The organism is Streptomyces sp. NPDC004542 (assembly GCF_040610035.1).
Classification (GTDB): domain Bacteria; phylum Actinomycetota; class Actinomycetes; order Streptomycetales; family Streptomycetaceae; genus Streptomyces.
Genome location: NZ_JBEXLP010000005.1, coordinates 13,844 through 27,559, shown reverse-complemented (window position 1 = coordinate 27,559; position 13,716 = coordinate 13,844). Strand labels below are relative to the sequence as shown.

The window sequence follows — 13,716 nt, the reverse complement described above, 5'->3', positions numbered from 1 at the left end:
CGGCCCGTCAGAGCCGCTCCGCCAGCATCCGCTCGATGATGACGGCGACCCCGTCCTCGTTGTTGGCCACCGTCTGTCCCGAGGCGGCGGCCACGGCGGCTGGGTGGGCGTTGCCCATGGCGTAGGACCGGCCCGCCCAGGTCAGCATCTCCACGTCGTTGGGCATGTCGCCGAAGGCGACGACCTCCTGGTGCGAGATCCCCCGCTCGGCGCAGCACAGGGCGAGCGTGCTGGCCTTGGAGACGCCGGGGCCGCTGATCTCCAGCAGGGCGCTGGGGCTGGAGCGGGTGACGGTGGCCCGTTCGCCGATGGCGAGGCGGGCGAGGGTGAGGAAGGCGTCGGGGTGCAGCGTGTGGTGGTAGGCCAGGATCTTCAGGACGGGCTCGTCGGGGGCCGCGCCGTCGGGGGCCAGCAGGTCCTCGGCGGGCGCGAGGTCGTCCGGTATCTCCATGTGCAGCTTCGGGTAGTCCGGCTCCTGGTGGAAGCCGTACGTCTGTTCGATCGCGTACACCGTGCCGGGGGCCGCGTCGCGCAGCAGGCGTACGGCGTCCAGCGCGTTGGGCCTGGCCAGCTCGCGCACCTTCACGAACCGGTGGGAGCCGGGGCCGCCGTGCAGGTCGACCACGGCGGCGCCGTTGCCGCAGATCGCCAGGCCGTGCCCGTGGACGTGGTCGCTGACGACGTCCATCCAGCGGGCGGGGCGGCCGGTGACGAAGAAGACCTCGATCCCCGCTTCCTCGGCGGCGGCCAGCGCGGCGACGGTCCGGGGGGAGACCGACTTGTCGTCGCGCAGCAGGGTGCCGTCCAGATCCGTGGCGATCAGCCGCGGCGGGAGGGTGCGGGCCGGGGTCTCTGGCTGTCGAGTCGCTGAGGTCACCGCGCCATTCTCGCGCATATGCCCGCACGGCCGTGCGGGACTACGCACATATGAGTCACAGCTCATGTACGGACCGCACTCGGGCGAGGTCAGCGCAGCTGTGCCGGGGCCTCCACGGCGATCTGCTCGAAGACCTTCTGGTCGGCCGCGAAGTCCGAGTCGGGGATGGGCCAGTGGATCACGATCTCGGTGAAGCCCAGCTCCTGGTGCCGGCCCGCGAAGTCCACGAAGGCGTCCAGGGACCGCAGGGGGCGGCCGCGGTCCGGGGTGAAGCCGGTGAGCAGGATCTTCTCGAGCCCGGCCGGGTTCCGGCCGATCGCGGCGCAGGCGTCGGCCAGCTTCCCGGCCTGCCCGCGCAGGGCCTCGACCGACTGCTCGGGCGTGCCGTCCTCGTACAGCCCGGGGTCGCCGGTGGTCACCCATGCCTGGCCGTACCGCGCGGCGAGCCTCAGGCCGCGCGGGCCGGTGGCGGCCACCGCGAAGGGCAGCCGGGGGCGCTGGACGCAGCCGGGGATGTTGCGGGCCTCGCGCGCCGAGTAGAAGTCGCCCTCGTACGACACCCCGGCCGGGCCGTCCTCGGTCAGCAGCCGGTCGAGCAGCGGCACGAACTCGGCGAGCCGGTCGGCCCGCTCGCGCGGGGTCCAGGGGGCCTGTCCGAGCGCGGTGGCGTCGAACCCGGTGCCGCCCGCGCCGATGCCGAGGGTGATCCGGCCGCCGGAGATGTCGTCGAGGGAGATCAGTTCCTTGGCCAGCGTCACCGGGTGCCGGAAGTTCGGTGAGGTCACCAGCGTACCCAGCCGGAGGCGGTCGGTGACGGACGCGGCGGCGGTCAGCATCGGTATCGCGCCGAACCAGGGGCCGTCGCGGAAGCTGCGCCAGGACAGGTGGTCGTAGGTGTACCCCGTGTGGAAGCCCAGCTGCTCGGCCCGCACCCAGGCCGAACGGCCGCCCTCGCTCCAGCGGCGGTGGGGAAGGATCACGGTGCTCAGGCGCAGACTCATGCCCCAGAGACTAAGCGGCGGCACCGACAACGGACGAAACGGTCACCGTGCGCGGCCGGTCAGCCACCTTGCGCCGCGGGGCGGCCACCCGGCGCCTCGGAGAACCGCAGGTACCGGGACGGCACCGCCTTGGTGAGCCACACCCCGTTGGCGCTGACGTGGAAGACGTGGCCGTCGCGGTGCATGGCGGCGGCGTCGACGGGGAGGACGACGGGCCGGCCGCGGCGGGCACCGACCCGCTCGGCCGTCTCGCGGTCGGCCGACAGGTGCACGTCGTGCCGGTGCATGGGCCGCAGGCCCTCGGCGCGGATGGCGTCCAGGTTGCGGCCGACGGTGCCGTGGTAGAGGTACGCCGGCGGTGTCACCGGGGGCAGCCCGAGGTCGACGTCGACGCTGTGGCCCTGGCTGGCACGGATCCGGGTGCCCTCGACCGCGAACCGCTTCTTGTCGTTGACGGCCACCACGTGGTCGAGCTCCTCGCGCGTGAACCGGAACCCGTGCGCGGCCGCCGCGGCGATCAGCGTGCCGATCTCGGCCCAGCCCCCCTCGTCGAGCGTGAGGCCGATCCGCTCGGGCTGGTGGCGCAGGTGCTTGGAGAGGTACTTCGACACCTTGACGGTGCGTCTTTCGTCCATCCCCTCAGCATGGCGGGAGAGACGGGAATCACGCATTTTGTTTTGCCGCCGAGGTTTGATCCACAAGCAAGTCCGTTTATCCACAGGCAAGTTGGGGATTCTGTGGACAACTGGTCTTCATACCGGTCGAGTTCACCCTGATCACAAGCGCGGCTCGACCCGGGCGAGCGCCCGCAGCGCCCCCGGCAGGAAACGGGACACCAGGTGCATGCCACGTGCCTCCAGGGTCACCGGGACCAGGGGCTTGTTGTGCGCCACCGCGTCCAGGACGGCGTCGGCGACCTTCTCCGGCGGGAAGTTCCGCAGGCCGTACAGGCGGGCGGTCCGCTTCCGGCGCCGCTTCTGCTCCTCGGCGTCCACGCCCACGAAGACGGCCGTCGACGTGATGCCCGTGTTGACGAAGCCGGGGCAGATCGCCGTCACACCGATGTCCTGGCCGGCCAGCTCCGCCCGCAGGCACTCGCTCAGCATGAGCACCGCCGCCTTCGAGGTGCTGTAGGCCGGCAGCGCCCGGGAGGGCTGGTAGGCCGCCGCCGAGGCGATGTTGACGATGTGGCCGCCCTGCCCCCGCTCGGCCATCCGCGCGCCGAAGAGGCGGCAGCCGTGGATGACGCCCCACAGGTTGACGTCCAGGACCTTGCGCCAGTCGTCCGGTGTGGTGGCGAAGAAGGAACCGGACAGGCCGATGCCCGCGTTGTTGACCAGCACGTCGACCACGCCGTGCTCGGCGGCGACCCGCTCGGCCAGCTTCTCCATGGCCTGCTCGTCACGGACGTCGACCGGTTCCGCCCAGGCTCCGGCGGCGCCGCGCAGCAGGGACAGCTCCGCGGTACGGGCGGCGGCCTCCGCGTCCCGGTCGACGGCCACCACGCGCGCGCCGGCCTCCGCGAACGCGAGCGCCGTGGCCCGCCCGATGCCGCTGCCCGCGCCGGTCACCAGCACCAGCTGACCGGCGAAGCGGTCGGCGTGGCGGCCGGCCGGCCCAGACGCGGGGCGGCCGGCCTCGACGCCCGTGACGAACTCCTCGATCCAGGCCGCCAACTGGTCGGGCCGGGTGCGCGGAATCCAGTGCCCGGCCGGGAGCGTGCGGCGGGTCAGCCGCGGAACCCACTGCTCCAGACCGTCGTACAGCCGCTGCGACAGGAACGCGTCCCCCAGGGGCGTGATGAGCTGCACGGGCGCGTGCGCGTACGCGTCCGGGCGGGGCCTGCGCAGCCGGAACCGCACGTTGTCCCGGTACAGCCAGGCGCCGTGCGCCGCGTCCACGGGCAGGGACGCCGTGGGGTAGTCCCCGCCGGGGACCTTCTCCACCCGTCGCAGGATCCTGGGCCAGTGCTTGCCCAGCGGGCCGCGCCAGGCCAGCTCGGGCAGGGCGGGGGTGTGCAGCAGGTAGACGTACCAGGACCTGGCGCCCTGGCCGAGGAGCTGGCCCACGCGGCGGGGCGTCGGGCGTTTCACGCGCGCGTCGAGCCAGTGCCCGAAGTGGTCCAGGGACGGCCCGGACATCGAGGTGAAGGACGCGATCCGGCCCTCGGCGCGCGCCACGGTGACGAACTCCCAGGACTGCACCGAGCCCCAGTCGTGCCCCACCAGGTGCACCGGCCGGTCCGGGCTGACCGCGTCGATCACCGCCAGGAAGTCGTCCGTGAGCTTGGCCAGGGTGAAGCCGCCGCGCAGCGGCCGGGGGGCCGTGGAGCGGCCGTGGCCCCGGACGTCGTACAACACGACGTGGAAGCGGTCGGCGAGGCGGGCCGCGACCTCGGACCAGACCTCCTTGCTGTCCGGATAGCCGTGCACCAGCACCACCGTCGGCCGGTCCGGGTCCCCGAGCTCCACCACGCACAGCTCGACCCCGCCCGTGCGTAGCCGGCGCTCCCGCGCGCCCTCCAGCGTCGTCACTTCGCCTCCGCCCACCGTCGGCTCCGGCCGGTCCGCCTGCCCGCGGCCCGGTTCACGCGACTGTCCCAGCTGTTAGACCGATCGTCAACAGGCTCGCCGGCCGTGCGACTTCCGGGGTACCCCTAGGGCCCCGTACGACTGGAGTCTGACGCCAGGACCGCTCTCCGGTCTGACGCCCGGCGTGGCCTCGGTCACTACCGTCGAGGACGTGACTGTGATCGCGACCGAAAGCCTGAGCAAGCGGTTCCCCCGGGTGACCGCGCTTGACCGGCTCTCCGTGGACGTCGGACCCGGTGTGACGGGACTCGTCGGTGCCAACGGGGCCGGCAAGTCCACACTGATCAAGATCCTGCTGGGTCTGTCCCCCGCCACGGAGGGCCGCGCCGAGGTGCTCGGCCTCGACGTCGCCACCGAGGGAGCCGCCATCCGCGAGCTGGTCGGCTACATGCCGGAGCACGACTGCCTGCCGCCCGACGTCTCGGCCACCGAGTTCGTCGTGCACATGGCCCGCATGTCCGGCCTGCCCCCGACCGCCGCGCGCGAGCGCACCGCCGACACGCTGCGCCACGTCGGCCTGTACGAGGAGCGCTACCGCCCCATCGGCGGCTACTCCACCGGCATGAAGCAGCGCGTGAAGCTCGCCCAGGCCCTGGTGCACGACCCGCGGCTGGTCTTCCTCGACGAGCCGACCAACGGCCTCGACCCGGTCGGCCGCGACGAGATGCTCGGCCTGATCCGCCGCATCCACACCGACTTCGGCATCTCGGTCCTGGTCACCTCCCACCTCCTGGGCGAACTGGAGCGCACCTGCGACCACGTCGTCGTCATCGACGGCGGCAAGCTGCTGCGCTCCAGCTCCACCACCGACTTCACCCAGACCACGACCACCCTCGCGATCGAGGTCACCGACAGCGACACCCACCCCGACGGCACCCGCGCGGTCCGCGAGGCGCTCCACGCGCGCGGGGTGGACACGCACGCCGAGGGCGCCGGCCTGCCCGGTTCCGGCCACATCCTGCTGCTGACCGCCTCCGGCGAGGAGACGTACGACCTCGTCCGCGACGTCGTCGCCGACCTCGGCCTCGGCCTGGTGCGCATGGAGCAGCGCCGGCACCACATCTCAGAGGTGTTCACCAGCAGCGACGAACAGCGGAAGGAGGCCGTCGGTCATGGCGGTTGAGCAGCCCCTGCGGACGGCGGTGACGCCCTCCGGCGACCAGACCCGCATCCACGACATCGGCTACCGCGGCTACGACGGTCCCCGCCTGGGCCGCGCCTACGCCCGCCGCTCCCTGTACTCGCAGTCCCTGCGCGGCGCCTACGGCCTCGGACGCTCGGCGAAGTCCAAGGTGCTGCCGATGCTGCTGTTCGCGGTGATGTGCGTGCCCGCGGCCATCATGGTGGCCGTGGCCGTCGCCACCAAGGCGCACGAGCTGCCGCTGTCCTACACCCGCTACGCGATCGTCATGCAAGCCGTGATCAGCCTGTACGTCGCCTCCCAGGCACCCCAGTCCGTCTCGCGCGACCTGCGCTTCAAGACCGTACCGCTGTACTTCTCACGGCCCATCGAGACCGCCGACTACGTACAGGCGAAGTTCGCGGCGCTCGCCTCGGCGCTGTTCGTCCTCACCGGCGCCCCGCTGCTCGTGATGTACATCGGCTCACTGCTCGCCAAGATGGGCTTCGCCCACCAGACCGAGGAATTCGCCCAGGGACTGGTGTCCGTGGCCCTGCTCTCGCTGCTCTTCGCCGGCATCGGCCTGGTCATCGCCGCCGTCACCCCGCGCCGCGGTTTCGGCATCGCCGCCGTGATCGCCGTGATGATCATCTCCTACGGCGCGGTCTCCACCCTCCAGGCCATCGCCGAGGTCCAGAACAGCGCCGGTGCCATCCCGTGGATCGGCCTGTTCTCGCCCATCACCCTGATCGACGGCGTCCAGTCCGCCTTCCTGGGCGGCACCTCCGCCGCCCCCGGAGGGATCGGCCCGACCGACGGACAGGGCGCCGTGTACGTCCTCGCCGTCCTGGGCCTGACCGCCGCCTGCTACGGCCTGCTGACGCGCTGCTACAAGAAGGTGGGACTGTGACCACGCTCTCCATCGACCACGTCTCCCGCTGGTTCGGCAACGTGGTCGCCGTCAACGACATCACCATGACCATCGGCCCCGGCGTCACCGGCCTGCTCGGCCCCAACGGCGCCGGAAAGTCCACCCTGATCAACATGATGGGCGGCTTCCTCGCCCCCTCCACCGGCACCGTCACCCTCGACGGGCAGCCGGTGTGGCGCAACGAGGAGATCTACCGGCACATCGGCATCGTCCCCGAGCGGGAGGCAATGTACGACTTCCTCACCGGCCGCGAGTTCGTCGTCGCCAACGCCGAACTGCACGGCCTGGGGGACAAGGCCACCCGGCGCGCCCTGGCCACGGTCGAGATGGAGTACGCCCAGGACCGGAAGATCTCCACCTACTCCAAGGGCATGCGGCAGCGCGTGAAGATGGCCTCCGCGCTCGTCCACGACCCGTCCCTGCTCCTGCTGGACGAGCCCTTCAACGGCATGGACCCGCGCCAGCGCATGCAGCTGATGGACCTGCTGCGCCGGATGGGCGACGAGGGCCGCACGGTGCTGTTCTCCTCCCACATCCTCGAGGAGGTCGAGCAGCTCGCCCGGCACATCGAGGTCGTCGTCGCCGGACGGCACGCGGCCAGCGGCGACTTCCGCAGGATCCGCCGTCTGATGACCGACCGCCCGCACCGCTACCTGGTGCGCTCCAGCGACGACCGGGCCCTCGCGGCGGCGCTGATCGCCGACCCCTCGACCTCCGGCATCGAGGTCGACCTCACCGAGGGCGCGCTGCGCGTCCAGGCCGTCGACTTCGGCCGCTTCACCACCCTGCTGCCGAGGGTCGCCCGCGACCGCGGCATCCGGCTGCTCACGGTCTCGCCGTCCGACGAGTCCCTCGAGTCCGTCTTCTCGTACCTGGTCGCGGCGTAGGAGGCCCTGATGTACGACCCCACAGTCGCCCGGCTCACCTACCGGGCTCTGCTCGGCCGGCGCCGCGCCCTCATCCTGGGCGCGCTGCCCCTGCTGCTGATCGTGCTCTCCGCGGCCGTACGCGGCCTGACCGGCGCCGACGACCAGACGGCCGCCGACGTCCTGGGCGGCTTCGCGCTCGCCACGATGGTGCCGATCATCGGTGTCATCGCGGGCACCGGCGCGATCGGCCCGGAGATCGACGACGGCTCCGTCGTCTACCTGCTGTCCAAGCCGCTGAAGCGGCCGACCATCATCCTCACCAAGCTGATCGTGGCGATCGCCGTGACCATGGTGTTCTCCGCCGTGCCCACGATGATCGCGGGACTGATCCTGAACGGCAACGGCCAGCAGATCGCCGTCGCCTACACCGTGGCCGCGCTGGTCGCCTCGATCGCGTACGCGGCGCTCTTCCTGCTGCTCGGCACGGTGTCCCGGCACGCCGTGGTCTTCGGGCTCGTCTACGCCCTCGTCTGGGAGGCCCTGTTCGGCTCCCTGGTGCCCGGCGCGCGCACGCTGAGCGTCCAGCAGTGGTCGCTGGCCGTCGCCCACCAGGTCGCCGGCGGGGACCTGGTCACCTCGGAGGTCTCACTGGCCACGGCGACCGTGCTGCTGGTGGCGGTCACCGTGCTGGCCACCTGGTACGCCGGCCAGAAACTGCGGTCGCTGACGCCGGCCGGCGAGGAGTAGGCGGCGTCCGACGTCCTGACGGGGGCTTCACCTCGGTCCGGGCAGACTCGACCCCGGGGACACGCGTGCAGGAGGAACCGACGATGGCTGACGAGGCGGCACCGTACGACGACTGGGACGGTGTCGTCCTGGACGAGGCGTTCATCCGCTCGGCCGGGACCACCGAGCCGTCCGCCCGCGCCCGGATGCTCGCCACCCGCTGGCGCGGAAAGTCACCGGAGCCGCAGCCCTGGCGCTCGGACGAGCCGCCCGCGGGATGGTTCTTCAGCAAGGCGCGTCGGCGCGGGTGGCGCCGCCGGTAGCGGTCCGGTCGCGGGGCGCGGTTAATTCAGTGGTGCCCGACTCCGCGGCGGGGCAGAGTGGTTGTGCCCCAGCCGCCGGGAGCGTCCCGGCGCCACGTTCCGGGAGAGGAGCCGGGCGATGTCGGTGCGCGACAGTACGTCCGGCTCCCGGCAGGGCAGCCGGCGGCGGGCTCGGGTGTAGTTGCCCCACCGTGGAGCCCGCCCCGCACGGGGGCTGCCCGGGGCGGCCGCTTCGAGCACGCGATGTCGCTCTCGCGTGGGCCGCCCACCCGGAGGATTGGCCGAGTGGTAAGGCACTGGGCTGCTGAGCCAAGGTCGGGTCCGAAAGGCCCGCGCACGTTCGATCCGTGCATCCTCCGCACAGGCGAGGCCGAGAGGTCAGCCGAGCAACCGCTCCAGCACCACCGCGATGCCGTCCTCCTCGTTGGAGGCGGTCACCTCGTCCGCGATCGCCTTGAGTTCCTCGTGGGCGTTGGCCATCGCCACGCTCCGGGACGCCCAGGCGAACATCGGGACGTCGTTGGGCATGTCGCCGAAGGCCAGCGTGTCGGCCGCCTTCAGGCCCAGGCGGCGGGCCGCCAGCGACAGACCCGTGGCTTTGGACAGGCCCAGCGGCAGCAGCTCCACGATGCCCTCGCCCGCCATGGCGACGGTGACGAAGCCGCCCGCGGCCTGCTGGGCCGCCTCGGCCAGTGCGTCGTCGGACAGGCCCGGATGCTGGATGTAGATCTTGTTCAGCGGGGCGCTCCAGAGGTCCGACACGTCCGTGAGCGGGACCGAGGGCAGCGCGCCGGTGACCGCGTACCCCGGGCCCACCAGCACGTCGCCGTCCAGCCCGTCGCGGCTCGCCGCCAGGAACAGCGGGCCCACCTCGGCCTCGATCTTGGCCAGCGCCAGGCCCGCCAGCTGCCGGTCCAGGGTCACGGAGGTCAGCAGGCGGTGCTCGCCGGCGTGGTAGACCTGCGCGCCCTGGCCGCAGACGGCGAGGCCGTCGTAGCCGAGGTCGTCGAGGATGTGGCGGGTCCAGGGGACCGCGCGGCCGGTGACGACGATGTGCGCGGCGCCCGCCGCGGTGGCCGCGGCGAGCGCCTCACGCGTGCGCTCGGAGACCGACTCGTCGGAGCGCAGGAGCGTTCCGTCGAGGTCGGTCGCGATGAGCCGGTAGGGGAAGCCGTCGCTCACCTGGCGATCGGCTCCAGGACCTCCCGGCCGCCCAGGTACGGGCGCAGCACCTCGGGCACCCGCACCGAGCCGTCGGCCTGCTGGTGGTTCTCCAGGATCGCCACGATCGTGCGCGGTACGGCGCACAGCGTGCCGTTGAGCGTCGCCAGCGGCCGCACCTGCTTGCCCTCGCGGACGCGGATCGACAGACGCCGGGACTGGAACTCGGTGCAGTCCGAGGTCGAGGTCAGCTCGCGGTACTTGCCCTGGGTCGGGATCCACGCCTCGCAGTCGAACTTGCGCGAGGCCGAGGCGCCGAGGTCACCGGTGGCGACGTCGATCACGCGGAACGGCAGCTCGAGCGAGGTCAGCCACTGCTTCTCCCACTCCAGCAGGCGCTGGTGCTCCGCCTGCGAGTCCTCGGGAGTGACGTAGGAGAACATCTCGACCTTGTCGAACTGGTGGACGCGGAAGATGCCCTTGGTGTCCTTGCCGTGCGAGCCGGCCTCGCGGCGGAAGCACGGCGAGAAGCCCGCGTAGCGCAGCGGCAGCCGGTCCGCGTCGATGATCTCGTCCATGTGGTACGCGGCCAGCGGCACCTCGGACGTGCCGACCAGGTACAGGTCGTCCTTGTCGAGGTGGTAGACGTCCTGGGCCGCCTGGCCGAGGAAGCCGGTGCCCGCCATGGACTGCGGGCGGACCAGCGCCGGGGTCAGCATCGGGGTGAAGCCCGCGGCCGTCGCCTGGGCGATCGCCGCGTTCACCAGCGCCAGCTCCAGCAGGGCGCCGACGCCGGTCAGGAAGTAGAAGCGCGAGCCGGAGACCTTCGCGCCGCGCTCCACGTCGATCGCGCCGAGGAGATGGCCCAGCTCCAGGTGGTCCTTGGGCTCGAAGCCCTCGGCCGTGAAGTCGCGGATCGTGCCGTGCGTCTCCAGCGTGGCGAAGTCCTCCTCACCGCCGACGGGGACGTCGGGGTGGACGAGGTTGCCGAGCCGGAGCAGGAGCTGCTGGGTCTCGGCGTCGGCCGCGTCGCGCTCGGCGTCGGCGGTCCTGACGTCGGCCTTGAGCTGCTCGGCGCGCTTGAGCAGCTCGGCCTTCTCGTCGCCGGTGGCCTTGGGGACGAGCTTGCCGAGCTGCTTCTGCTCGGCGCGCAGCTCGTCGAAGCGGACGCCGGACGACCTGCGCCGTTCGTCGGCGGACAGGAGGGAGTCGACGAGCGCGACGTCCTCTCCACGGGCGCGCTGGGACGCGCGCACACGGTCGGGGTCCTCACGGAGCAGGCGAAGGTCAATCACGCGGTCAAGGCTACCGGTGCCGCGTTCCGGCCCACGACTCGGTTTTCCGAACTGTGGTGAACCAGGGCTTACATGCCGTTATGGGGGAATTGCGCCTCATGTCAATAAGTTCCGTCTCACTCCCTGGGACGAGGGAGGTGGGGAGCGGCGCATTGACTCTATTCGCTTGGGGGGAGCGGGACTTGAAGGCAGGCTTGTCCACAGCGAACCGCGTCGCCCGGTGAGTTATCCACAGGCTGTGTGGAAGATCTGTGGACTTCGGAATTGATCACTCCGGAAGCGTCGAACGGAGTGCAGAATTCCCGGTTCAAACTGGTCCGACACCTACTTTTGGGTGGAAAGGGGTCGCTCCAAAAGATGAACCGAGGGAGACAGGTGGACGAAGGGTGAGGTGCCTGACGGCGTCCCCGGTGGTCGCCGGTAGGGCGATTTGTCGACGAAGCGGCCCTGCTCTGTCGACTTGTCCCCAGGTCCACAGGAAGGCCTGTGGATAACTCCTGTGGATAACGCTAGAAGCGCCCGTCCTGGCAGCGCGCGACCCAGTCCGCCGCCGCCATGAACTCCTCGTCGGACGTCCCGCGCAGCATGGGCCGCACGCCCTCCGGTGCGATGTCCGCACGCGGGTACGAACCCAGAAATCGTACCTGCAGACAGATCCGCTTCAGCCCCGTCAGCGCCTCGGCCACCCGGCGGTCGGAGATATGACCCTCGGCGTCGATGCAGAAGCAGTAGTTGCCGATGCCGGCTCCCGTGGGGCGGGACTGGAGCAGCATGAGGTTGATGCCCCGGGTCGCGAACTCCCCGAGCAGGTCGCGCAGCCCGCCGGGGTGGTCGTCGCGCTGCCAGAGCACCACCGACGTCTTGTCCGCGCCGGTCGGGGCGGCGGGCCGGGCCGGCCGGCCCACCAGCACGAACCTCGTCTGCGCGTTCTCCGCGTCGTGGATCCCGGTCTCCAGGGCGGTCAGGCCGTACCGGGCGGCCGCGAACTCGCCGGCGAAGGCTGCGTCGTACCGGCCCTCCTGGACCAGCCGGGCGCCGTCCGCGTTGGAGGCGGCGGACTCCCAGACGGCGTCCGGGAGGTTGGCCCTGAGCCAGTTGCGGACCTGGGGCTGGGCGGCCGGGTGGGCGGTGACGGTCTTGATGTCGGACAGCTTGGTGCCCGGCCGGGTCAGTAGCGCGAAGGTGATGGAGAGCAGCACCTCGCGGTAGATCATCAGCGGCGCGCCCGCGACCAGCTCGTCCAGGGTGGTGGTGATGCCGCCCTCGACGGAGTTCTCGATCGGTACGAAGGCGGCCTCGGCCTCCCCGGCGCGCACGGCGTCCAGCGCCGACTGCACCGACACGTACGGCATCAGTTCCCGGGTGGCGGCCTCCGGGAGCGTGCGCAGGGCGACCTCCGTGAAGGTGCCCTCAGGGCCGAGATAGGCATAGCTCGCAGGCATGTCCTCACCCTAATGGCCGCGCGCGCACCCGGCCCCCGTGTCTCACGAGGTGCCCCCGGCGGGAGTGAAACGGCGTGGGTTCACCCCTCCAGCAGCCGTTGCCCGACGTATTCTCCGCGGGCGGCGCCGCCGGGCACCGCGAACAGTCCGCTGGCCTCGTGCCGGATGTACCTGGACAGGGCGTCGCCCCGGTCGAGCTTGCGCTGCACCGGCACGAAACCGCGCAGCGGATCCGCCTGCCAGCAGACGAACAGCAGGCCCGCGTCGGGCGTCCCGTCACCGTCGATGCCGTCGTGGTAGGAGAACGGGCGCCGGAGCATGGCCGCGCCGCCGTTCTGGTCGGGCCGGGTGATCCGGGCGTGGGCGTTGAGCGGCACCACGTAGTCGCCCTTGGCGTCCGCCTTCTCGAGGTCCATCGCGGTCGTCTCGGTACCGCCCGACAGCGGCGCTCCGCTGGACTTGCGGCGCCCGATGACCGCCTCCTGGGCCGTGGTCGACAACTTCTCCCAGTCGTCGAGGAGCATGCGGATCCGGCGCACGACGGCGTAGGAGCCGTTGGCCATCCAGGCGGGGTCGCTCGATCCGGAGGCCGGGACGAAGATCCGCTCGTCGAAGTCGGTGTCGGTGGGCTTGGGGTTGCGGGTGCCGTCCAGCTGGCCCATCAGGTTGCGGGCGGTCATGGGGTGGGCGGTGGCGCCCGGGGTGCGGTTGAAACCGTTCATCTGCCACCGGACGCGGGCCGCGCCGCCGGCGTCCTTCTGGATCGCGCGCAGGGCGTGGAAGGCGACCAGGGCGTCGTCGGCGCCGATCTGTGCCCAGAGGTCGCCGTTGCTGCGGGCCTTGTCGAGGTGGTCCGAGGAGAAGTCGGGGAGGGGGTCCAGGGAGACCGGGCGCTGCTTCTCCAGCCCGGTCCGGCCGAAGAAGCTGTGCCCGAAGCCGAAGGTGAGGGTCAGCGACGACGGCCCGGCGTCCCGGGCCACGTCGGTGTCGTCGTGTGCGGCCGCCTCGCCCGCCATCAGCCGCTCGGCCGTGGCCGACCACCGGCGCAGCAGCGCCGCCGCTTCCTTGCGGCCGACGCCCGCCGCGAGGTCGAAGGCGACGAGGTGGCCGCGGGCCTGGAGGCCGTCGGTGATGCCGGGCTGATGTTTCCCGTGAAACATCACCCGGCCGGCGCCCACCGCGGTCAGTGGCGTGGCTCCGGCGGGGGCGGCGGCGTACCCCACGGCCCCGCCTGCCGCGCCGAGCACGAGGCCGGTGGCGCCGGCCGTGCCGAGGAGCTTGCGCCGGGTGAGGCCGTCCCGCGGGGAGCCGCTGTCGGGGGCCTCCTGGACAGCGGCGTCGGCAGGACGGGCCTTCGGGATGGACTGGTCAGCCATGGTG

General features: G+C 71.8%; 13 protein-coding genes and 1 tRNA gene. 6 read left to right on the top strand and 8 right to left on the bottom strand.

Translation table 11 applies throughout. The features are described from left to right. Positions 1-7: 7 nt before the first annotated feature. From ABZX30_RS04655 to ABZX30_RS04640, 4 genes are all read right to left on the bottom strand, one after another. Entirely contained in the window at positions 8-895 is an 888-nt protein-coding gene (locus ABZX30_RS04655) for an HAD hydrolase family protein (protein ID WP_355928775.1), read from the bottom strand. A gap of 71 nt (positions 896-966) precedes the next feature. Beyond that, positions 967-1,878, bottom strand: a complete 912-nt coding sequence (locus ABZX30_RS04650) for an LLM class flavin-dependent oxidoreductase (RefSeq protein WP_355928772.1) — start codon at positions 1,876-1,878, stop codon at positions 967-969. Positions 1,879-1,937: 59 nt separating this feature from the next. Beyond that, on the bottom strand, positions 1,938-2,513 hold the full coding sequence (locus tag ABZX30_RS04645; RefSeq protein ID WP_355928769.1) for an RNA 2'-phosphotransferase: 576 nt from the start codon (positions 2,511-2,513) through the stop codon (positions 1,938-1,940). 141 nt (positions 2,514-2,654) lie between these two features. Then, the gene (locus ABZX30_RS04640; RefSeq protein ID WP_355928767.1) at positions 2,655-4,412 is read right to left on the bottom strand and encodes an SDR family oxidoreductase; all 1,758 of its coding nucleotides are present in this window, start codon (positions 4,410-4,412) and stop codon (positions 2,655-2,657) included. Positions 4,413-4,626: 214 nt separating this feature from the next. Here ABZX30_RS04640 and ABZX30_RS04635 point away from each other — a divergent pair, with 214 nt between their 5' ends. The 6 genes from ABZX30_RS04635 (at position 4,627) to ABZX30_RS04610 (ending at position 8,797) form a co-directional block, all read left to right on the top strand. After that, positions 4,627-5,592, top strand: a complete 966-nt coding sequence (locus tag ABZX30_RS04635; protein ID WP_355929112.1) for an ABC transporter ATP-binding protein — start codon at positions 4,627-4,629, stop codon at positions 5,590-5,592. Beyond that, on the top strand, positions 5,582-6,499 hold the full coding sequence (locus ABZX30_RS04630) for an ABC transporter permease (protein WP_355928764.1): 918 nt from the start codon (positions 5,582-5,584) through the stop codon (positions 6,497-6,499). The genes ABZX30_RS04635 and ABZX30_RS04630 overlap by 11 nt, the downstream gene beginning before the upstream one ends. Then, positions 6,496-7,407: an ABC transporter ATP-binding protein gene (locus ABZX30_RS04625; RefSeq protein ID WP_355928761.1), complete on the top strand. Its 912-nt coding sequence runs from the start codon at positions 6,496-6,498 to the stop codon at positions 7,405-7,407. Before ABZX30_RS04630 ends, ABZX30_RS04625 begins: the two co-directional genes overlap by 4 nt. 9 nt (positions 7,408-7,416) lie before the next feature. Next, positions 7,417-8,136, top strand: coding sequence for an ABC transporter permease (locus ABZX30_RS04620; protein WP_355928758.1), 720 nt, complete (start codon positions 7,417-7,419; stop codon positions 8,134-8,136). 83 nt (positions 8,137-8,219) lie between these two features. Beyond that, positions 8,220-8,438, top strand: a complete 219-nt coding sequence (locus ABZX30_RS04615) for a hypothetical protein (RefSeq protein WP_355928756.1) — start codon at positions 8,220-8,222, stop codon at positions 8,436-8,438. A gap of 271 nt (positions 8,439-8,709) precedes the next feature. Then, a tRNA-Ser gene (locus ABZX30_RS04610) sits at positions 8,710-8,797 on the top strand. Between the two features lie 19 nt (positions 8,798-8,816). Here the strand turns inward: ABZX30_RS04610 and ABZX30_RS04605 are convergent. From ABZX30_RS04605 to efeB, 4 genes are all read right to left on the bottom strand, one after another. Beyond that, positions 8,817-9,620 carry an HAD family hydrolase gene (locus ABZX30_RS04605; RefSeq protein ID WP_355928753.1) on the bottom strand — a complete coding sequence of 268 codons (804 nt, stop codon included), beginning with the start codon at positions 9,618-9,620 and terminating at the stop codon, positions 8,817-8,819. Further along, complete coding sequence (serS, locus tag ABZX30_RS04600; RefSeq protein ID WP_355928750.1) at positions 9,617-10,894, bottom strand: serine--tRNA ligase; 1,278 nt, start codon at positions 10,892-10,894, stop codon at positions 9,617-9,619. The genes ABZX30_RS04605 and serS overlap by 4 nt, the downstream gene beginning before the upstream one ends. Positions 10,895-11,403: 509 nt before the next feature. Continuing rightward, the gene (gene pheA, locus ABZX30_RS04595; RefSeq protein ID WP_355928747.1) at positions 11,404-12,336 is read right to left on the bottom strand and encodes a prephenate dehydratase; all 933 of its coding nucleotides are present in this window, start codon (positions 12,334-12,336) and stop codon (positions 11,404-11,406) included. Between the two features lie 80 nt (positions 12,337-12,416). Beyond that, a complete protein-coding gene (gene efeB, locus ABZX30_RS04590; protein WP_355928744.1) occupies positions 12,417-13,712 on the bottom strand; it encodes an iron uptake transporter deferrochelatase/peroxidase subunit in 1,296 nt (431 codons plus the stop codon). Positions 13,713-13,716 lie beyond the last annotated feature (4 nt).

Bases quoted from the DNA above. Each gene is read 5' to 3' on its own strand.
- ABZX30_RS04655 (WP_355928775.1), bottom strand. From the start codon at position 895: ATGCGCGAGAATGGCGCGGTGACCTCAGCGACTCGACAGCCAGAGACC.
- ABZX30_RS04650 (WP_355928772.1), bottom strand. From the start codon at position 1,878: ATGAGTCTGCGCCTGAGCACCGTGATCCTTCCCCACCGCCGCTGGAGC.
- ABZX30_RS04645 (WP_355928769.1), bottom strand. From the start codon at position 2,513: ATGGACGAAAGACGCACCGTCAAGGTGTCGAAGTACCTCTCCAAGCAC.
- ABZX30_RS04630 (WP_355928764.1), top strand. From the start codon at position 5,582: ATGGCGGTTGAGCAGCCCCTGCGGACGGCGGTGACGCCCTCCGGCGAC.
- ABZX30_RS04620 (WP_355928758.1), top strand. From the start codon at position 7,417: ATGTACGACCCCACAGTCGCCCGGCTCACCTACCGGGCTCTGCTCGGC.
- ABZX30_RS04615 (WP_355928756.1), top strand. From the start codon at position 8,220: ATGGCTGACGAGGCGGCACCGTACGACGACTGGGACGGTGTCGTCCTG.
- pheA (WP_355928747.1), bottom strand. From the start codon at position 12,336: ATGCCTGCGAGCTATGCCTATCTCGGCCCTGAGGGCACCTTCACGGAG.
- efeB (WP_355928744.1), bottom strand. From the start codon at position 13,712: ATGGCTGACCAGTCCATCCCGAAGGCCCGTCCTGCCGACGCCGCTGTC.